At 71.8% G+C, this 19,895-nt stretch carries 15 protein-coding genes; 9 read left to right on the top strand and 6 right to left on the bottom strand.

Annotated elements, in window-relative coordinates; genetic code table 11:
* Position 1: 1 nt before the first annotated feature.
* The 3 genes from WHN02_RS11800 to WHN02_RS11810 all read left to right on the top strand — a co-directional run bounded on the left by WHN02_RS11800 (position 2) and on the right by WHN02_RS11810 (position 2,016).
* On the top strand, positions 2-628 hold the full coding sequence (locus WHN02_RS11800) for a DUF3710 domain-containing protein (RefSeq protein ID WP_350895737.1): 627 nt from the start codon (positions 2-4) through the stop codon (positions 626-628).
* 234 nt (positions 629-862) lie between these two features.
* Positions 863-1,243, top strand: coding sequence for an OB-fold nucleic acid binding domain-containing protein (locus WHN02_RS11805; protein ID WP_434743351.1), 381 nt, complete (start codon positions 863-865; stop codon positions 1,241-1,243).
* Positions 1,244-1,395: 152 nt separating this feature from the next.
* Positions 1,396-2,016, top strand: coding sequence for a DUF3159 domain-containing protein (locus tag WHN02_RS11810; protein WP_434743925.1), 621 nt, complete (start codon positions 1,396-1,398; stop codon positions 2,014-2,016).
* 4 nt (positions 2,017-2,020) lie between these two features.
* Here WHN02_RS11810 and WHN02_RS11815 read toward each other — a convergent pair whose 3' ends face one another.
* Together WHN02_RS11815 and WHN02_RS11820 are read right to left on the bottom strand one after the other, a co-directional pair.
* Complete coding sequence (locus WHN02_RS11815) at positions 2,021-2,710, bottom strand: potassium channel family protein (protein ID WP_350895740.1); 690 nt, start codon at positions 2,708-2,710, stop codon at positions 2,021-2,023.
* Positions 2,711-2,712: 2 nt separating this feature from the next.
* On the bottom strand, positions 2,713-3,375 hold the full coding sequence (locus WHN02_RS11820; RefSeq protein ID WP_434743352.1) for a potassium channel family protein: 663 nt from the start codon (positions 3,373-3,375) through the stop codon (positions 2,713-2,715).
* A gap of 150 nt (positions 3,376-3,525) precedes the next feature.
* Here WHN02_RS11820 and WHN02_RS11825 point away from each other — a divergent pair, with 150 nt between their 5' ends.
* From WHN02_RS11825 to dxs, 3 genes are read left to right on the top strand one after another with little or no spacing between them, the layout of a single operon-like run.
* Positions 3,526-5,592: an APC family permease gene (locus tag WHN02_RS11825; protein WP_434743353.1), complete on the top strand. Its 2,067-nt coding sequence runs from the start codon at positions 3,526-3,528 to the stop codon at positions 5,590-5,592.
* Positions 5,593-5,596: 4 nt separating this feature from the next.
* Positions 5,597-6,871 (top strand): class I SAM-dependent RNA methyltransferase, encoded by a 1,275-nt coding sequence (locus tag WHN02_RS11830; RefSeq protein ID WP_434743926.1) that lies wholly within the window; start codon positions 5,597-5,599, stop codon positions 6,869-6,871.
* A gap of 48 nt (positions 6,872-6,919) precedes the next feature.
* Positions 6,920-8,860, top strand: a complete 1,941-nt coding sequence (gene dxs / locus WHN02_RS11835) for a 1-deoxy-D-xylulose-5-phosphate synthase (protein ID WP_434743354.1) — start codon at positions 6,920-6,922, stop codon at positions 8,858-8,860.
* A 207-nt stretch (positions 8,861-9,067) separates the two neighbouring features.
* Here the strand turns inward: dxs and WHN02_RS11840 are convergent, their stop codons facing one another.
* The gene (locus tag WHN02_RS11840) at positions 9,068-10,234 is read right to left on the bottom strand and encodes a hypothetical protein (RefSeq protein ID WP_434743355.1); all 1,167 of its coding nucleotides are present in this window, start codon (positions 10,232-10,234) and stop codon (positions 9,068-9,070) included.
* A gap of 209 nt (positions 10,235-10,443) precedes the next feature.
* Here WHN02_RS11840 and WHN02_RS11845 point away from each other — a divergent pair, with 209 nt between their 5' ends.
* Positions 10,444-12,348 (top strand): hypothetical protein, encoded by a 1,905-nt coding sequence (locus WHN02_RS11845; RefSeq protein WP_434743356.1) that lies wholly within the window; start codon positions 10,444-10,446, stop codon positions 12,346-12,348.
* Between the two features lie 153 nt (positions 12,349-12,501).
* Here the strand turns inward: WHN02_RS11845 and WHN02_RS11850 are convergent, their stop codons facing one another.
* Positions 12,502-14,379: a hypothetical protein gene (locus WHN02_RS11850; RefSeq protein ID WP_434743357.1), complete on the bottom strand. Its 1,878-nt coding sequence runs from the start codon at positions 14,377-14,379 to the stop codon at positions 12,502-12,504.
* 135 nt (positions 14,380-14,514) lie between these two features.
* Between WHN02_RS11850 and WHN02_RS11855 the strand changes: the two genes are divergently transcribed.
* Both WHN02_RS11855 and WHN02_RS11860 read left to right on the top strand, forming a co-directional pair.
* A complete protein-coding gene (locus tag WHN02_RS11855) occupies positions 14,515-15,183 on the top strand; it encodes a response regulator transcription factor (RefSeq protein WP_350895747.1) in 669 nt (222 codons plus the stop codon).
* Complete coding sequence (locus tag WHN02_RS11860; RefSeq protein ID WP_434743358.1) at positions 15,180-16,370, top strand: sensor histidine kinase; 1,191 nt, start codon at positions 15,180-15,182, stop codon at positions 16,368-16,370. The genes WHN02_RS11855 and WHN02_RS11860 overlap by 4 nt, the downstream gene beginning before the upstream one ends.
* A gap of 156 nt (positions 16,371-16,526) precedes the next feature.
* On the opposite strand, the gene WHN02_RS11865 is transcribed toward WHN02_RS11860, so the two are convergent.
* Positions 16,527-18,620: a 3-hydroxyacyl-CoA dehydrogenase NAD-binding domain-containing protein gene (locus tag WHN02_RS11865; protein ID WP_434743359.1), complete on the bottom strand. Its 2,094-nt coding sequence runs from the start codon at positions 18,618-18,620 to the stop codon at positions 16,527-16,529.
* Between the two features lie 58 nt (positions 18,621-18,678).
* Positions 18,679-19,875 carry a thiolase family protein gene (locus WHN02_RS11870; RefSeq protein WP_434743360.1) on the bottom strand — a complete coding sequence of 399 codons (1,197 nt, stop codon included), beginning with the start codon at positions 19,873-19,875 and terminating at the stop codon, positions 18,679-18,681.
* Positions 19,876-19,895 lie beyond the last annotated feature (20 nt).

Raw genomic sequence — 19,895 nt, forward strand, 5'->3', positions numbered from 1 at the left:
AGTGATCTTCTCCCGTAAGCGGGCCCGTGCAGAGCAGACCGAGGTCCTGGACAGCCTCGACGGCGGTGACCAGGCCGCCGTGGAGCCGGCCCGTGGCCCGTACGACGTCTCCGAGGCGCCGGACGGCGTGCAGCGGCTCGACCTGGGCAGCCTGCACATCCCGGCGGTGCCCGAGGTCGAGGTCCGGGTGCAGGCCGACCCGCAGGGCGTGGTGCAGCAGGTCGTCCTGGTCCACGGTGACAACGCCCTGCAGCTGGGAGTCTTCGCCGCACCCCGGTCCGAGGGCATCTGGGACGAGGTGCGCGAGGAGATCCGCAAGTCGTTGTTCAACGACGGGGCCGCCGCGCAGGAGATCCAGGGCGACCACGGCATCGAGTTGCAGGCCCGGGTGCGGACCCAGGACGGCCTGACCGACCTGCGGTTCGTCGGGATCGACGGGCCGCGCTGGATGGTGCGGGGTGTCTACCAGGGGGCCGTCGCCACCGACCCCTCGGCGTCCGGCCCGCTGACCGAGTGCCTCGACGGGCTCGTGGTGGACCGGGGCCAGGAGGCCAAGCCGGTCCGGGAGCCGCTCCCGCTGCGGCTGCCCCGTGAGGCGGCCGCCGACGGCGACCAGACCGACGCCTGACCCGTTCACGAACCGCGCCGCCCACGGGCGGCGCGGTTCGTGGTGTTTCGTGCTGGTGCCGCCACCTCGTCGGGTCGGGTTCCGCCCCGACGAGGTGGCCGGCTCCGCGCCCCGACGGCGTACGCTGGCGGGACGGCCCCGGACTCCTCCGGGCGCGACTGCGGGGAAGCCGGTCGGGAGGGATCCCGGCGGGTGGCACCGGGTGTCGTTCGGGTGGAAGGTGACGCGCAGGTCATGAGGACCGACGAGAGCCGGGTGTCGCTGCGGCGGATGCTGCGCCGGTTCACCGCGACCGAGGCCGAGATCGAGGCGCAGGAGCTGCTCCGGGAGAGCGCCCAGTGCGGCGGCGTACCGGCCGGTCAGTGCCGCCGCGGGCAGGTGGTCTCGGTGGCGGGGCGGCTGCGGACGGTGGTCTACACCCCCCGGACCAACCTCCCCACCCTGGAGGCGGACCTCTACGACGGAAGTGACGTGGTGACCCTGGTCTGGCTGGGCCGCCGCCACATCGTCGGGATCGAACCGGGCCGCCACCTGACCGCCCGTGGCCGGGTCGCGTTGCGCGACGGCCGGAAGGTCATCTACAACCCGTACTACGAACTGGAGCCGATCAGGTGACGGCGGGACACGGCGAGGTGGAGGACCTGTCGACGGCGGTGCCGGCGCGGGGAGCGGGTCCGGCGGTGGAGGCCCCACGTCGCGCGGACACGTCGGCGACGTCGGCCGGGACGGCGGCCCCCGCCCCAGGGGGTCCGGGCGGCGACGAGCCGCTGCCCAGCATGGCCGAGCAGATGGCCGACCAGCTCGGTGGCTGGCGGGGGCTGGTCGAGTCCAGCATTCCTGTCGTCGTCTTCGTGGTGGCCAACATCCTCGGCGAACTCCGCCCCGCGGTGATCGCCTCGGTGACGGTGGCGCTGCTCATCGCCGGGTTGCGGCTGGCCCAACGTCGGCCGGTCCGGCACGCCGTCAACGGCCTGTTCGGTGTCGCCATCGGTGCCGCCATCGCCTGGCGGAGCGGTGAGGCACGCGACTTCTACCTCCCGGGGATCCTCTACGGCATCGGGTACGGGTTCGCCCTGCTGATCTCGGCGGCGGTCCGCCAACCTTTGGTGGGGTGGATCTGGTCGGTGCTGGTGGCCGGGGGGAAGTCGCAGTGGCGGCAGGACCCGAAGCTGGTCCGGACCTTCACCTGGCTGACCGTCCTGTGGGGGGTGGTCTGGTTGGCCAAGGTGGGTGTCCAGGCCGGGCTCTACCTCGCCCAACAGGACACCGCACTGGGCGTGGCGCGGTTGGCGCTGGGCTACCCGCCGTACGTGCTGCTGCTGTTGATCACGGTCTGGACGGTCCGGCGGGCCACCGGGGAGGAACCGGAGCGGGTGCCGACCGGCTGACCGGTCAGCCGCCGCTGCGGGTCCGTTCCACGCTGTCCGCGCCGAGGATCACGGCCCGGACGTCGTCCTCGACCTCGGCGGTGCAGACGAAGACCAGTTCGTCGCCGACCTCGATCGGGTCGTCCGGGGTGGGCACCAGCACCCTCTTGCCCCGCACGATGGCCACCAGCGCGCTGTCACGGGGCAGCGGGACGTCACGCAGCGGCTGACCGACGTACGGCGCGGCCGGAGGCAGGGTGATCTCGACCAGGTTCGCCTCACCCTGCCGGAAGGTCATCAGCCGGACCAGGTCGCCGACCGTGACGGCCTCCTCGACCAGGGCGGCCATCACCCGCGGCTTGCTCACCGCGACGTCGACCCCCCACTGCTCGGTGAAGAGCCCCTCGTTCTCGGCCCGGTTGACCCGGGCCACCACCCGGGGAACCGCGAACTCGGTCTTGGCCAGCAGGGAGACGACCAGGTTGGCCTTGTCGTCCCCGGTGGCCGCCACCACCACGTCGTGGTCGGCCAGGTCCGCCGCCTCCAGGCTGGTCAGCTCGCAGGCGTCGGCGAGGACCCACTGCGCACCCGGCACCCGGTCCGGGCGCAGCATCCGGGGCTGCCGCTCGATGAGCATGACCTGGTGGCCGTTGTCGATCAGCTCCTGGGCGATGGACCGGCCCACGTTGCCGGCGCCGGCGATGGCGATCCGCATTCTCAGTGCCCTCCCTCGGGCGCTGCCGCCACGCCGGTGACGGTCGCGACGATGTCGTCGGTGACCAGCATGAACACCTGGTCGCCCTCCTGAACCACTGTGGAGTCGGTGGGCAGGGTCCCGATACCGAACCGGATCAGGTACGCCACCCGGGCCCCACAGGCCCCCTCCAGGCTGCGGACGGTCCGCCCGACCCAGTCCCGGTGCACCGGGACCTCCACGATCGACACCGTGCTGGTCGGATCCCGGAAGATCTCGGTGGTCCCCTCGGGGACCAGGTGGCGCAGCATCTGCTCGGCGGTCCACCGGACGGTGGCCACGGTGGGGATGCCGAGCCGCTCGAAGACCTGGGCCCGACGCGGGTCGTAGATTCGCGCGGCGACCCGGGACACGCCGAACGTCTCCCGGGCCAGTCGGGCCGAGATGATGTTGGAGTTGTCACCGCTGGAGACGGCGGCGAAGGCGTCGGCCCGTTCGATGCCGGCCTGGCGCAGGACACCGCCGTCGAAGCCGACCCCGGTGACGGTGGTGCCGGCGAAGTCGTCGCCCAACCGCCGGAACGCGTCCGCGTCCTGGTCGACGACCGACACCGTGTGCCCCCGGGACTCCAGGCTCCTGGCGAGGGTCGCGCCGACCCGGCCGCAACCCATGATCACGACATGCACGCTCGTCCTCCAGAAGGTGCCACCCGATGGGCGTCGTCTGCGAACCCGTCTCGTCCTGGCCGCCGGCGCGGACCCGACGGTACTCCGCCGGGATCACACCGTCCCCCACCCCCCACCATCGACGGATGGCGCGTCGTACTCTTGGCGCTCGTGGCCCGTCCCACCTCACTGGTGAAGCGTCTGCTTCTCGGTCGACCGTTCCGGTCCGACCGTCTCCAGCACACCCTGTTGCCCAAGCGCGTGGCGCTGCCCGTCTTCGCCTCCGACGCGTTGTCCAGCGTCGCGTACGCGCCCGACGAGATCCTGCTGACGCTCTCCATCGCGGGCGCGTCCGCGTACTTCTTCTCCCCGTGGATCGCCCTGGCCGTCGTGGTGGTCATGCTGACCGTGGTGGCCAGCTACCGGCAGACGGTGCACGCCTACCCCTCCGGCGGCGGGGACTACGAGGTGGCCACCGTCAACCTCGGCCCCCGTGCCGGTCTCGGGGTGGCCAGCGCCCTGCTCGTCGACTACGTGCTGACCGTCGCCGTGTCGGTCTCCTCCGGGGTGGCCAACCTCGGCTCGGTGGTGCCCTTCGTCGCCGAGCACAAGGTGCTCATCGCGGTCCTCGCGGTGGTCCTGCTGACCGCGCTCAACCTGCGGGGGCTGCGCGAGTCGGGCAACCTGTTCGCGATCCCCACCTACGGGTTCATGATCGTGATCATCGGGATGATCGTCACCGGGCTGATCCGGATCTTCGTCCTCGGTCACGACCTGCGCGCCCCCAGCGCCGACCTGGAGATCCAGGCCGAGCACACGGTCACCGGATTCGCCCTCGTCTTCCTGCTGCTGCGGACCTTCTCCTCCGGCTGCGCGGCGCTGACCGGGGTGGAGGCGATCTCCAACGGCGTACCGGCGTTCAGGAAGCCCAAGAGCCGCAACGCGGCGACCACCCTGCTGCTGCTCGGCACCGTGGCGGTCACCATGCTCGTCGGGATCATCTGGCTGGCCCGACTGACCGGGCTCCAGTTCGTGGAGAACCCGGCCCTGCAGATCGTCGACGGCCCCGACGGGTACGTCCAGAAGACCGTCACCACCCAGCTCGGCGAGACGGTCTTCGGCGCCGGTTCGGTCCTGCTGTACGTGGTGGCCGGGGTGACCGCGTTGATCCTCTTCCTGGCCGCGAACACCGCGTTCAACGGCTTCCCGGTCCTCGGCTCGATCCTCGCCCAGGACCGCTACCTGCCCCGGCAGCTGCACACCCGGGGCGACCGGCTGGCCTTCTCCAACGGGATCCTGTTCCTGGCGGTCTTCGCCGTGGTGCTGATCGTCGGGTTCCAGGCCGAGGTGACGAAACTCATCCAGCTCTACATCGTCGGCGTCTTCGTCTCCTTCACCCTCTCCCAGGCCGGCATGATCCGGCACTGGAACCGGCACCTGCGGACCGAACGGGACCCGCAGGCCCGTCAACGGATGATCCGGTCCAGGGCGATCAACGCCTTCGGGCTGGTGCTGACCGGCACCGTCCTGATCATCGTCCTGTTGACCAAGTTCCTGCTCGGTGCGTGGATCGCGATCGCCGCGATGGCCCTGATGTACGCGCTGATGGTGGGCATCCGGCGGCACTACGACAGGGTCGCCGTGGAGCTGACCCCGGACGAGGGCCGCCCCGTCCTTCCCGCCCGCAACCACGCCATCGTGCTGGTGAGCAAACTGCACCAGCCCACCCTGCGGGCGTTGGCGTACGCCCGGGCCACCCGGCCGGACACGCTCACCGCCGTCACCGTCAACGTCGACGAGTCCGACACCCGCCAGCTCCAGCAGGAGTGGGAGCGGCGGGAGCTGCCCGTCGCGCTGACCGTCGTCGACTCCCCGTACCGGGAGATCACCCGGCCGATCCTCAACTTCGTCGCCTCCACCAGGCGGGAGTCGCCGCGCGACGTGGTCACGGTCTTCATCCCCGAGTACGTTGTCGGACGGTGGTGGGAGAACCTGCTGCACAACCAGAGCGCCCTGCGACTCAAGGGGCGGCTGCTCTTCGAGCCCGGGGTGATGGTGACCAGCGTCCCCTGGCAGCTCGCCTCGACCGCCGGTAAGAACCTCGACCGGCTCGACGCGGCCCTGAGCCAGGGGCCGCCCCGGGGTCCACGGGTGGCACCCCGCAGCACCCTGCCTCCCCCGGTCGAACCGGCCGACCCCGACCAGCCCGGCGAACGCCTCGGAGGACTGCGTGACTGAGACCGTGCCCGACCCGCGCCACACCGACCGGAGCCGTCCGGCCGACGACGGGAACCGGTCGGGGTTGACCGAGGCGCAGCGGATCGAGCTGACAGTGGACGCGGTGGCCCCCGGGGGGCACTGCGTGGCCCGGGTGGACGGGCAGGTGGTCTTCGTCCGGCACGCCCTCCCCGGTGAGCGGGTGGTCGCCGAGGTCACCGAGGTGCACAAGGCGTTCGTCCGAGCCGACGCGGTGACCGTCCTGGAGTCCTCCGCCGACCGGGTGGAGGCCCCCTGCCGGTACGCGGTGCCGGGCGGCTGCGGGGGCTGCGACCTCCAGCACGTCGACCCCGCCGCGCAGCTGTCCTGGAAGGCGACGGTGGTCCGGGAACAGCTGACCCGGCTGGGCGGGCTCACCGAGGCCGACCTCGACCGGTTGGGGGTCGCCGTCGAGGCGCTGCTCGGCGGATCGTTGGGCTGGCGGTCCCGGGTGCGCTACTCCGTCGACGCCGCCGACCGGGCCGGGCTGCTCAAGCACCGGTCCCACGAGGTGGTACCGATCGACCGGTGTCTGATCGCACACCCGGCGATCCAGGAGCTGCCGGTGCTCGGCGACGCCCGGTGGCCGCAGGCCGAGACGGTGGAGACGGTCGCCGCCGCCGACGGGCAGGTCAGCGTCGCCACCGTCGCCCAGGGCGTCCCGACCCGGGTGCAGGGGCCGACGACGGTCCGGGAGGAGGCCGCCGGACGGCGGTGGGAGGTGCCCGCCGACGCCTTCTGGCAGGTCCACCCGGCGGCGGCGGACACCCTCGTCGACGCCGTCCTGGAACTGCTCGACCCGCAGCCGGGGGAGTCCGTCTGGGACCTCTACGGCGGGGCGGGCCTGTTCGCCGCCGCGCTGGCCGCCCGGGTCGGCCCGGACACCCGGATCACCCTGGTCGAGGCGGCCGAGCAGGGGGTGGCCGCCGCCCGGGAGAACCTGCGGGACCTGCCGTCGGTGGAGGTGGTCGCCGCCCGGGTGGAGACCGCCCTGGCCCGTCGTCGGATCACCGGTCCGGTCGACCTGGTGGTCCTGGACCCACCCCGGACCGGTGCCGGGGCCGCAGTGGTCGAGGCGCTGGCCACGGCCGGACCCCGGGCGGTGGCGTACGTCGCCTGCGATCCGGCGGCCTTCGCCCGGGACGTCCGGACCTTCGCGGGGCTCGGGTGGCGGCTGACCGCACTGCGTGGCTTCGACCTTTTTCCGATGACCCAGCACGTGGAATGCGTCGGACTTCTGCACAAGGTGGCGTCCGGGTGATTTCCACCCGGACTGCACCGTGTCGCCGGGCCGATAGACTCTGCGGTCATGAGTGTTGATGAGGGCACGGCCAACCAGGGCGGGCTGTTGGCCACCGTGCGTGGTCCGCAGGACGTCAAGCGGATGTCCGCCGAGGACCTGGACATTCTCAGCGCCGAGATCCGTGACTTCCTGGTGGCCAAGGTGTCGCGCACGGGCGGTCACATCGGTCCCAACCTGGGCGTGGTGGAGCTGACCCTCGCCCTGCACCGGGTCTTCGACTCTCCCCGGGACCGGCTCCTGTTCGACACCGGCCACCAGGCGTACGTCCACAAGATCGTCACGGGGCGGCAGGCCGGGTTCGACAGTCTGCGTCAGCGCGGCGGGTTGTCCGGCTACCCGAGCCAGGCGGAGAGCGAACACGACCTCATCGAGAACTCGCACGCCTCCACCGCCCTGTCCTACGCCGACGGACTCGCCAAGGCGTACGCCCTGCGGGGCGAGCAGCGCAGCGTGGTGGCGGTCGTCGGCGACGGCGCGTTGACCGGGGGCATGTGCTGGGAGGCGTTGAACAACATCGCCGCCGCCCGCAACCCCCTGGTCATCGTGGTCAACGACAACGGCCGGTCGTACGCCCCGACCATCGGCGGGCTGGCCGACCACCTCTCCTCGCTGCGGCTCAACCCGAGCTACGAGAAGGTCCTGGACACCGTCAAGGACGCCCTCGGCTCCACCCCCCTGGTCGGCCGTCCGATGTACGAGGTCCTGCACGCGGTCAAGAAGGGGCTCAAGGACGCCGTCGCCCCGCAGGCCATGTTCGAGGACCTGGGCATCAAGTACGTCGGCCCGGTCGACGGGCACGACGTGGGCGCCGTCGAGTCGGCCCTGCGCGCGGCGAAGAGCTTCGGCGGCCCGGTGATCGTGCACGCCGTCACCCGCAAGGGGTACGGCTACCGCCCCGCCGAGCAGGACGAGGCGGACTGCTTCCACGGCCCGGGGGCGTTCGACATCGCCACCGGCAAGGTCACCGCCGCCCCGGCGGTGAAGTGGACCCACGTCTTCGCCGACGAGCTGGTCGCGATCGCCGACGAGCGCCCCGACGTGGTGGGGATCACCGCCGCGATGGCCGAGCCGACCGGGATCGCGAAGCTTGCCCGCAAGTACCCGGAGCGCACCTACGACGTGGGCATCGCCGAGCAGCACGCCGCCACCTCGGCGGCCGGGCTGGCCCTCGGTGGACTGCACCCGGTGGTGGCGGTCTACGCCACCTTCCTGAACCGGGCCTTCGACCAGGTCCTGCTGGACGTGGCGATGCACGGGCTGCCTGTCACCTTCGTCCTGGACCGGGCCGGGATCACCGGCCCCGACGGGCCCAGCCACTACGGCATCTGGGACATGTCGGTCTTCGGGGTGGTCCCCGGGCTGCGCATCGCCGCCCCCCGGGACGCCGCCACCCTCCGGGAGGAGCTGCGCGAGGCGGTCGCCGTCGACGACGGCCCGACCATCGTGCGCTTCCCGACCGGGGCGGTCGCCGCCGACCTGCCGGCGGTGCGCCGGGTCGGCACCGTCGACGTGTTGGCCGAGTCGGCCCGTACCGACGTGCTCCTGGTCGCCGTGGGCTCCTTCGGCCAGCTGGGCATGGAGGTCGCCGCCCGGGTCGCCGAGCAGGGGTACGGGGTGACAGTGGTCGACCCGCGCTGGGTCCGTCCGGTCCCGGCCGAGCTGGTCGACCTGGCCTCCCGGCACCGGCTCGTGGTCACCGTCGAGGACGGGGTACGCGTCGGCGGGGTCGGCGACGCCCTGGGCCAGGCGATGCGGGACGCCGACGTCCGGGTGCCCCTGCGTGACCTGGGCGTACCGGCGCAGTGGCATCCGCACGGCAGCCGCAGCCAGATCCTCGCCGACCTGCGCCTCACCGCTCAGGACGTGGCCCGCGACGTCACCGGCTGGATCTCCGGGCTGGACTCCCGCTCCGACGAGCCGGTCCGTCTCCCGGCCCAGCAGAACTGACCCCGTCCGACCCTCGGGTCGATCGTGGGGCGGTGGCCTTCCTGGAACACCGGAAGCGCCGCCGACCCCGTGGTCGACCCGGGGTCGTCCGGGTCCGTGGGAACCGGGTCGTCCGGGTCCGTGGCGGGCCGGGGTGGATCCACCCCGGGTCGTCCGGGGGAGGAGAGGCGGCCCGGTAGCCGCCTCGGGGCGCTGCCCGGGGTGCGGTCAGCGACCGCCGACGGAGCGGTAGTAGGTGCGCTCGGGCTCGGCGAGGCTGAATGTCTCCCTGCCCTCCGGCTCCGGGATCACCACCAGACCGGCCCGGTCGACCAGACGCGGGGTGTTCGGCGGGACGGCCAGGGTGCTGTCCTGCTGGTCCCGCCAGGTCAGTACGACCAACGGCTGACCCGGCACCGGCAGGACGTACGCCTGGAGCGGGTTGGCCCGGTCGGCGCGGGAGACCACCGGGGCGCCGTCGGACGCCGGACGGTAGACCACAGCGGTCATCGCGCCCGCGTCGGTCTCCCAGGTCAACTGCTCCAGCTTGCCCCGGTCACCACCACCGAGGGAGACCTCGCCGAGGGAACGGGCGCTGATCTTCTGCATCGGCCAGGAGGCGGGGACCGAGCGGGGTGCATCCCGGTCGCCGATCCGGCGCGGGATGCTGCCGAAGGGTCCTTCCCGGTCGGCCAGGACGCAGGTGTCCAACCCGGTCAGCGCCCGCCGACCCGTCCCACCCTCGTCCCGGACCAGGGGATAGCGGGGGTCGGTGGTGGCCGTACCGAGGTCGACCAGGCGGTCGGCGGCCCGACCACGGGGCAGCGACTCGGTGGCCCGCAGGGTCAGCGTCAACGGCGCGGCCTCGCAGTCCGCGATCTTCACCGTCGCGGTGAGGCCGTCGGTCTGCTCGACGGCCCGACCGTTCGGGCCGAGCACCCGCTCGACCCGGCCGGAGGTCAGGTAACGGCGGCCCTGGTCGGTGTGGACCGGGAGGAGGTCGGCGTAGATCAGATAGCCCGGGTCGGTGTACTCGGTGGCCCGCTCGACGGTGTACCGGTCGCCGTCGGCGCGCAGCTGCAGCAGCCAGGACGCGGACTCACCGGGCACGTCGGCGGCGACCAGGGCGATCCGCCCCTGGTCGACCTCACCGGAGTAGAGGATCCCCGAGGTGGGCATGTGGGCCCGGTCGTCGATGGGGGACCGCCAGGCTCGGACGGCCTCGGTGATCCGGTTTGTCGCCGGGCCGTCGTCGGCCAGGGAGCCCCGGGCGGGCCAGACCTCCAGGTCGCCGTCGAGGCTGTCGAATCCGACCCGCAGGTCGGCCCGGTACCGTTCGGTGTCGGGGCCGCACGCCGTCGCGGCGAGCAGCAGTGTCAGCAGGGTGGCCGTCATGCCGAATCGGCGGATCTGAGCCACCTTGTTACGCCCCCGATCGTCTCGCCGGTCGTGTGCGGAAGCCACATAGTACGAGATGTCGGGTCAACCGCCCGCGCCCCCTCGGGTCGATCGCCGACGGTGACTGTGCTGACCCCATCACCGGCCACAATGGACCTGGACCGGCAGGTTTTGCCGGGTTCGCCCTCCGGTAGACTCCGCCGACTGTGACGCCTGCCGAGACCCGTGCCGCCTCGCTGGACACCAAACCCCGAACCGTCGTCGAACCGGTCACCGAACGTGACGGTGTCGACGGTCGGGCCGTACCGGCTGCGGTACCGGAACGGGGGGCCGCCGAACGGTCGGCCTCCGACGGCGGCAAACGTCCCTGGTGGCACAACCGCCGCCGCCGGGACTTGGCCGCGTACGCGGTGTTCCTGCTCGCCGCCGTCTGGGTGACCAGCCAGATCTGGGTCGACCCGGCCGGCCGGGTCGCGTCGCTGTACGTCAGCGACCCCGCCCAGGTCCAGTTCTTCCTCGCCCACTCGGTGCGGGTGGTGCTGCACGGGGAGTTCCCGTTCTACACCGACCAGTTCAACTACCCCGACGGCGTGAACCTGATGGCCAACACGGCCATCCTCGCGCTCGGGATCCCGATGGTGCCGATCACCCTGCTGTTCGGGCCGGCGGTGACCTTCGTCCTGCTGATCACGCTGGCGCTCTCCGGGACCGCCTTCGCCTGGTACTACGTGCTGTCCCGGCACGTGGTCCGCAGCCCGCTCGCCGCCGCCGTCGGTGGCTGGTTCTGCGGCTTCTCCCCGGCGATGCTGTCGCACGCCAGCTGGCATCCGAACATCATCAGCCAGTGGCTGCTGCCCTTCATCGTCTGGCGGGTCCTGGTGATCACCCGGACCACCCGCCCCTGGCGGGACGGGGCGATCCTCGGCCTCCTGGTGGTCTGGCAGGCCTTCATCAACGAGGAGATCCTGCTCTTCACCGCGATGGCCTGCGGGATCTTCCTCATCGCCGTGGTGGTCCAGCGACCGGGGATGTGGAGCGCCGCGTGGCGTCCCCTGGGCAAGGCCGTGCTGACCTGCACCGTGGTCGCCGGGTCCCTGCTGGCGTATCCGCTCTACATCCAGTTCGCCGGTCCGATGGCGTACCACGGGCTCAGCTCGGCGGTGCAGGACTACGGCAACGACATCGCGGCGCTGGTCGCCCAGGGCTCCCCGACGTTGGGCGGGGACCGGCGGGCCAACGTCAACCTCGCCCCGAACTACTCCGAGGAGAACGCCTTCTTCGGGTGGAGCCTGGCGCTGATCGCCGTCGGCATCGTCGTCTGGCTGCGGCGGGAGATGATCGTACGGGCGCTCGCCGCCACCGGTCTGTTCTTCGTGATCCTCTCCCTGGGCGAGCGGATCACCTGGTGGGACCGGGAGCTGATCCCCGGCCCGTGGGAGCTGCTGGTCCGGCTGCCGCTGCTCGACGCGGTGGTGCCCACCCGGTTCGGCATGATCACGACGGTGGTGATCGGCATCCTGTTGGCGATCGCCGCCGAGCGGGTCCGGGCGCTCAAGGTCGCCGACCCGAGGACCCTGCGGACCCTCGCCGCCTCCGGGTTGGTCCTGGCGCTGCTGCCGATCGCCCCGATGCCGTTGAAGATGACCACGCGTCCCCCGGTGCCGGAGTTCATCACCTCCGACCGCTGGCGGGAGTACGTCAGCGCGGAGCAGACCCTGGTGCCGATCCCGGTGCCCAGCATGGGCAACACCCACGGCATGCGGTGGGCCGCCTCCACCAACCTCGACTTCAAGATCCCCGGCGGGTACTTCCTGGCCCCCCGCAACGCCAACACCGGTGACGCGGGCCGCTTCGGCGGTCGGCCGAGCGGGATGGGGTCGATCCTGGAGGAGGTGTCCCGGACCGGCCGTACGCCCAAGCTCGACGACCGGGAGCGGCGGCGTTCCCTCGACGAACTGCGGTACTGGAACGCGGCCATCCTGGTCCTGCCGGAGGGGCAGCCCAACGTCGAGCCGCTGAAACAGACCGTCGAGCAGATCGTCGGCCCGGGCCGGCAGGAACTCGACGTCTGGATCTGGGACGTCCGTCCGCTGACCCAGACGAACGACTGACCCGGACGAACGACTGACCCGGACGAGCCCGACCGGCCCGGACGAAGGGCTGACCCGGACGAACCCGACCGGCCCGGACCGACGTCCGAGTAGGGCCTACGACCGAACGGCAAGGCCCCCGATCCGAGTGAGGATCGGGGGCCTTGCCGTTCGTCAGTCCGAGACTTCCCAGAGCCAGACGTCGTCGACCCGCTGCGGCGGGGCCCCGAGCAGGCCGGCCATCAGGTCGCGGAGCACCGCCTCGCGGGGATGCTCGCCGAGGACCACCACCGAGGCCTTCCAGTAGCGCAGGTCCTCCGCGGCCTGCCGACGGTTCTCGTCGGTCAGCTCCGGCACCTCACCCGAGTCCATCGTGGCGTAGATCAGGGTGCTGGTCGGCCGGTTCGGGGCACCGAACATCCCCTCGTTCTCCAGGCCCGGGCCGATGAAGTAACCGGCCGGGATCGGGAACTCGTGCTGGGTCAGGGCGCTCCAGCGCAACGTGGTCAGGCCGTGGACGTTGCTGGGGATCGGCACCGGCACCAGGGTCCGGCCGTCTGGGACGTACTCCTCCCAGGCGCCGGACATGATGAACCGGGGCGGAAGGTCGACGTGCTCCGCCGGCAGCGGCCGAGGGAACAGGGGCAGCACGGCGAGTGCGATCGCCGCGAAGCCGACCGGACGGACCCACCGGCGGCGTCCGCCGTCGGCAGGGGCCGGCTCGTCGTCGGCCTTCTCGGCCCCGGGACCGGGGGAGTCGTCCTGCGGGGTCCGTGGCGCCGGGACGGCAGTTCCGGGACCGCCGTGGCGGGAGACCGCCTCCCAGGCCAGCGCCAGCAGGACCCCGAGCGCACCGGTGGTCACCAGCGCCAACCGGGTCGGCATCATCATCTCGACCAGCGGCATGCTGCTCGGGATGTACTCCCAGGGGCCGGGGATCTCGGTCACCGTGCCCCCCACCCGCAGGCGCGGGCCGAGGGAGAGGAAGGCGAACAGGACCGCGACGATCCCGAGGATCCGGGCCGTCAACGACCGCCGCCACAGCAGCACCAGCGCGAGCACCGACACCACCACCACCGGCCACCCGAACCAGGAGTTCTGCTCGGTGAGACCGATGGTCTGCTCCACCGCCGGGTCCCCGGCGAGGGTGTCCCGGGGGAACGTGACGAACGCGGCGAGGTCCTCGCCCCAACTGTGGAAGACCCCGTCCTGCAGGCCCCGCGACGACTGCGGGCCGTTGAACTGGAACCAGATCGCGTACCCGGTCAGCAGCAGCGTCAGCGCACCGCCGGTACCGAGCCCGGCCAGGAAGGTCCCGGCCTGGGCGCGGGCCGCCGTCGGGCGCTGCACCGCGTACGCCACCACGACGACCAGGCAGGCCAACGCGGTGAGCAGCAGCATCTCCTCGTTGATGAACACCTGGTACGCGACGAGCAGGCCGAGCACGATCCCGTTGCGCCGCCAGCGTCCCGGCTCACCGAGCCGGAGCACCCGGACGAAGATCAGCGGGAGCAGGAAGTTCGACACGAAGTTGGGCTGACCGTTGGCGTGGTGCACCACACCCGGGGCGAACCCGAGGAACGCGCCACCGATGAACGCCCCCATCCGGGACCGCACCAGGTAGCGGGAGAGCATCCAGTACGAGGTGCCGGCCGTGGCGGCCAGCGCACCGCCCAGGTAGAGGGCGTACGTCACCTGCGGGCCGAACAGCCAGGTGACCGGGGCCAGCGGCAGGGTCACCCCCAGCATGGAGGTGTTGGCCATCATGTTCACCCCGTCGGGGGCGTTCTGACGGCTGCTGAACAGCGGGTTCTCCAGGTTCCGCAGCGAGTAGGCGCCGTGCGAGAAGAGCCACTCGAACCAGCTGTGGTCTGTCGGTAGGTGGGACGAGACCCGCTGTTGGACGTCCACCCAGTAGTTCAGGCACACGAAGACGCCCAACAACACGTAGGCTCCGATGGCCAGTGTGTCGGCTCGATTCAGCCGGCGTAGCCGCCGGGGTGAATCGGTCGTGTCGGGTCCACCCGGGGCGGATCTGGTTTTTGCGTTCAACGAGGGATTTACCACCGGCACAGCCACGACGGGCCATCGTACAGGCGTGACCTGACCGCACCGGTCGGCCCGCGTCCGTCGGATCGGCGGGTCCCACTAGGTTGTCTCCAGGCGCAGCGTTTGGAGGTGGCCCGGATGCGGGTGCTGGTGGTGGAGGACGAGCGCAACCTCGCCGACGCGATCGCGCGGGGGCTGCGTAAACGGGGCATGGCGGTGGACGTCGCGTACGACGGCGACAGCGGGCACGAGGCCGCCTTCGTCACCCGGTACGACGTGATCGTCCTCGACCGTGACCTGCCCGGGGTGCACGGGGACCAGATCTGCGCCGAGGTGGCCGCCTCCGGTGCCCTGACCCGGGTGTTGATGCTCACCGCCAGCGGTACGGTGGCCGACCGGGTCGAGGGGCTCCAACTCGGCGCCGACGACTACCTGCCGAAGCCGTTCGCCTTCGACGAGCTGGTCGCCCGGGTGATGGCCCTGGGGCGGCGGGCCACCCCGGCCGCGCCCCCGGTGTTCGAGCTCGCCGACCTGGTGCTCGACCCGGCCCGGCGGGTGGTGACCCGGGGCGGTACCCCGGTGGAGCTGACGAACAAGGAGTTCGGGGTGCTGGCCGAACTGCTCAAGGCGCGGGGGGCGGTGGTCTCCAGCGAGGAGCTGCTGGAACGGGTCTGGGACGCCAACACCGACCCGTTCACCACGATCGTCCGGGTCACCGTGATGACCCTGCGCAAGAAGCTCGGCGACCCGCCGCTGATCGAGACGGTGGTCGGCGCCGGGTACCGCACGGCCGAGGTGCCGGCGTGATCCGGCGACCCCGGATCCGCCCGACCCTGCGGCTGCGACTCACCCTGCTCAACGGGGTGCTGCTGGTCAGCACCGGGGCGATCCTGATGTTCCTGGCCTGGCTGCTGGTCCGGGACGGCGCGCAGCTGACCGACCAACTGGCCCCGGGCAGCACGGTGACCCTGGCCGACGGCCGGATCCTGGACGCGGTGCAGTGGGAGCAGCAGCTCACCGACGCGGCCTCCCGGGAACTGGTGGTCACCGGACTGCTCGCCCTGGTCGGCATCAGCATCGTCGGAGTGGCCGGGGCGTACGCGGTCGCCGGTCAGGCACTGCGCCCACTGCACCAGGTGACCGCCACCGCCCGGCGGCTCGGCGAGGCCACCCTCGACCAGCGGATCGGCTACTCCGGTGCCGACGACGAGGTCGCCGAACTGGCCAAGACCTTCGACGCGATGCTGGACCGGCTCACCGAGTCGTTCGAGACGCAGAAGCGGTTCGTCGCCAACGCCTCCCACGAGCTACGGACGCCGTTGGCGGTGATGCGTACCGAGATCGACGTCACCCTCAGTGACGACGAGGCGGACACCGGTGAGTACCGCCGGATGGCCACAGTGGTCCGGGACGCCTCCGAACGGGCCAACGGCCTGGTGGACGCGCTGCTGGTGCTCGCCCGTAGCGAGGCCCAGGCCGGTCGGCCGCTCGGTCGGCGCTCCGAGTGCGACCTCGCCCAAGGCACCGCCAACGCCCTGTCGGCGGTCCGGCGGGAGGTGGAGCGGATCGGGTTGACGGTGGAGACCGACCTGGCGCACGCCCCGGTCGTCGGCGACCCCGGCCTGCTCGACCGGTTGGCCGGGAACCTGATCGAGAACGCGGTCCGCTACAACCATCTGCACGGGCGGATCTGGGTCCGGACCGGCTCGGAGGCCGGTCGCTCCTGGCTGGTGGTCGGCAACACCGGGTTCGAGGTGGACCAGGCCGACGTTCCGGGGTTGTTCGAGCCGTTCCGGCGAGGTGGCCGGGAACGGACCGGGGCGCGGGGGTCGGGGCTCGGCCTGTCCATCGTCCGGGCGGTCTGCGACGCCCACGCCGGGACCGTCCGGGTGGTCGCCCAGTCCGGGGGCGGGCTGGAGGTCACCGTCGAGTTGCCCGCCGCCGGGGCGGCGGCGGTCCGAGGGACGGACCAGTCGGTCACCCCGCAGCGCTGACCGCCCCCTCCCGGCGCGGGAGAGCTGCGCCCCTCCCGGGGCAACGGGCCAGCCGCCCCCGGGCCGGGTTCCCCGAGACGTCCCCGGAACCGACGACGCGGTGGTCGCCGACCGTCCGGGACGGGGGCGACCACCGCGACGTGCGGCGACGACGGATCAGGCGGGCAGGCTCGCCACTCCGGGCGGGAGGAACCGCCGGCCGGTGACCCGCTCACTCGTGCCGGTCCGGTCCAGGTACGGCGTGACGCCCCCCAGGTGGAACGGCCAGCCCGCGCCGAGGATCATGCAGAGGTCGATGTCGTGCGCCTCGGCGACGACACCCTCGTCGAGCATCAGCCGGACCTCCTGGGCCAGCGCCTCCAGGGCGTTGCGGCGTACCTGCTCGGCGGTGAGCGGCTGGTCGCCGACAACGAGCAGCGACGCCACCTCCGGGTCGATCTCGTCGTCGACGACGATCGGCCGACCGGACTCGGCGATCCGCTTGAGGTTCTCGCTGACGGCGAAGCGGTCCGGGAACGCCGCGTGCAGGGTGCCCCCCACGTGGTACGCCACAGCCGGGCCGACCAGTTGGAGCAGGGCCAGCGGACGCATCGGCAGACCCAGCGGGTCCAGCGCGTTGTTCGCCACCTCCAACGGGGTGCCGGCGTCGACTGCGGCGAAGACCGTGCCGAGGAACCGGGTCAGCAGCCGGTTGACCACGAACGCCGGGGCGTCGCTGACCAACACGCAGGACTTGCGCAGCTGCTTGCCGACGGCGAAGGCCGTCGCCAGGGTGGCGTCGTCGGTCCGGTCACCCCTGACGATCTCCAGCAGCGGGAGGACGGCCACCGGGTTGAAGAAGTGGAACCCGACCAACCGCTGCGGGTGTTCGAGGTCGGTCGCCATCGCCGAGACCGACAGTGACGAGGTGTTCGTCGCGAGCACCGTCTCCGGCCCGACGACCTTCTCCAGCTCTGCCCAGACCTGCTTCTTGACCGTCAGGTCCTCGAAGACCGCCTCGATGACGAAGTCGCAGTCGGCGAACGACGAGGAGTGGCCCGAGGTGAATGCCTCCGCCTTGGGCGCGCCGCTGATCAACCCGTACAGCCTGGCGGCGGTGCCCTTGTCCATCCGGCCCTTGGAGACCTGCTTCTCGATCTGGGTGTGCACGTACGCCACGCCCTTGTCCACCCGGGCCTGATCCAGGTCGGTCAGGACGACAGGGACCTGGAGTCGACGGGCGAACAGGAGCGCGAGCTGACCGGCCATCAGTCCGGCGCCCACGATCCCGACCTTGGTCACCGGTCGGGCCAGTTCCTTGTCCGGTGCACCTGCGGGCCGCTTGGCGCGTCGCTGGACCAGGTCGAAGGCGTACAGGCCGCTGCGCAGCTCCTCCGAGAAGATCAGGTCCGCCAACGCCTCGTCCTCGGCGGCGGTACCGGTGGCGAAGTCGGCGTCCTTGGCGGACTCGAGCAGGTCCAGTGCCCGGTTCGCGGCCGGTACCGCACCGTGCAGCCGCTGGTCGAGGGTCTGACGGGCGAAGTAGAGCACCCCCGCCCACATGTCCCGGTCCACCTCGGGGCGGGTGACGGTGGTCTCGCCCCCGACCACCCCGGCGGCCCACTCCAGGGAACGCTCCAGGAAGTCGGCCGGCTCCAGCAGGACGTCGGCGAGGCCCATCTCCGCAGCCTGCTTCGGCTTGAGCATCCTGTTCTGCATCAGCGGGTTCTGCAGGATCACCTGGGTCGCCGCCGGGATCCCGACCAGGTTCGGCAGCAGTTGAGTGCCGCCCCAACCGGGGATCAGCCCCAGGGACACCTCCGGCAGGGCCAGGGCGCCCGCCCCTCCCGACAGGGTCCGGTAGTGGCAGTGCAGGGCCAGCTCCAGGCCGCCCCCCATCGCCGCGCCGTTGACGAAGGCGAAGGTCGGGACGGTGCTGTCCTTCAGCCGGGCGAAGACCCGGTGACCGAGCCGACCGATCTCCAACGCCTGGTCCCGGTCCTGCAACAGCGGCAGGCTGGTCAGGTCCGCGCCCACGCAGAAGACGTACGGCTTACCGGTGACCGCCACGAACGCCGGATCGGCCGCGAGGGCGGCGGTGATCGCCTCGTCCAGGCTGGTCAGACCGGCCGGACCGAGGGTGTTCGGTTTGGTGTGGTCGTGTCCGTTGTCCAGGGTGATCAGGGCGGCCGGACGGTCCAGCCCCGGTACGTCCACCCGACGCACCAGCGCCCGGGTCACCACCTCGTTCGGTGCAGCCAACCCCGTCACTGGGCTCTCCTTTCCGTTCGCGACTGCGGGACTCGCAGGAACGGCTCATTCCTCGCGCTCACTGGGCGCCGCCTTCCCAGTGGGGGTTCTCCCAGATCACGGTGCCGCCCATGCCGATGCCGATGCACATCGCGGTCAGGCCGTAGCGGACCTCCGGGTGCTCGGCGAACTGGCGGGCGAGCTGGGTCATCAGTCGGACCCCGGAGGAGGCCAGCGGGTGGCCGATGGCGATCGCCCCACCCCACTGGTTGACCCGGGGGTCGTCGTCGGCCAGGCCGAAGTGGTCGAGGAAGGCGAGCACCTGGACGGCGAACGCCTCGTTCAGCTCGAACAGGCCGATGTCGTCGATGGTCAGGCCGGCGATGCGCAACGCCTTTTCGGTGGAGGGGATGGGGCCGACCCCCATCACCTCCGGTTCCACCCCGACGAAGCCGTACGACACCAGCCGCATGGCGATCGGCAGGCCCAGCTCACGGGCGGTCTCCTCGGCGGCGATCAGGCTGGCCGTGGCCCCGTCGTTGAGACCGGCCGCGTTCCCGGCGGTGACCTTGCCGTGCGGGCGGAACGGGGTCTTGAGCGAGGCCAGCTTCTCCAGGGAGGTGTCCCGGGGTGCCTCGTCCACCGCCGCCAGGCCCCAGCCGGCCTCAGGGTCGCGTACGGCCACGGAGACCAGGTCGCCCTGGAGCTTGCCGTCGGCGTACGCCTTGGCGGTCCGCTGCTGGGAGGCCAGGGCGAACGCGTCGGTGCGGGCCTTGGTGACGTGTGGGACCCGGTCGTGCAGGTTCTCCGCGGTGGCCCCCATGACGAGGGCCGACGGGTCGACCAGCTTCTCGGCCAGGATCCGCGGGTTGGGGTCGACGCCCTCACCCATCGGGTGCCGACCCATGTGCTCGACCCCACCGGCGATGGCCACGTCGTAGGCACCCATGGCGATGCCACCGGCCACGGTGGTGACGGCGGTCATCGCGCCGGCGCACATCCGGTCGATGGCGAACCCGGGCACGGTCTTGGGGAGGCCGGCCAGCAGGGCGGCGGTCCGGCCGATGGTGAGGCCCTGGTCGCCGGTCTGCGTGGTGGCGGCGATCGCCACCTCCTCGACCCGTTCCGGCGGCAGTTGCGGGTTGCGGCGGAGCAGTTCGCGGATGCAGCGGACCACCAGGTCGTCGGCGCGGGTGTGGGCGTACATGCCGCCCGCCTTGCCGAAGGGGGTGCGGACGCCGTCGACGAAGACGACGTCCCGAACGTCACGGGGCACTTGGAGCCTCCTAGCCGGCA

The sequence above is a fragment of the Micromonospora sp. SH-82 genome, from assembly GCF_051132485.1.
Taxonomy (GTDB): Bacteria; Actinomycetota; Actinomycetes; order Mycobacteriales; family Micromonosporaceae; genus Micromonospora.

What these genes read in the sequence shown, in the direction of transcription:
- WHN02_RS11805 (WP_434743351.1), top strand. Translation starts at nt 863, where the DNA reads ATGAGGACCGACGAGAGCCGGGTGTCGCTGCGGCGGATGCTGCGCCGG.
- WHN02_RS11815 (WP_350895740.1), bottom strand. Translation starts at nt 2,710, where the DNA reads ATGCGGATCGCCATCGCCGGCGCCGGCAACGTGGGCCGGTCCATCGCC.
- dxs (WP_434743354.1), top strand. Translation starts at nt 6,920, where the DNA reads ATGAGTGTTGATGAGGGCACGGCCAACCAGGGCGGGCTGTTGGCCACC.
- WHN02_RS11840 (WP_434743355.1), bottom strand. Translation starts at nt 10,234, where the DNA reads ATGACGGCCACCCTGCTGACACTGCTGCTCGCCGCGACGGCGTGCGGC.
- WHN02_RS11855 (WP_350895747.1), top strand. Translation starts at nt 14,515, where the DNA reads ATGCGGGTGCTGGTGGTGGAGGACGAGCGCAACCTCGCCGACGCGATC.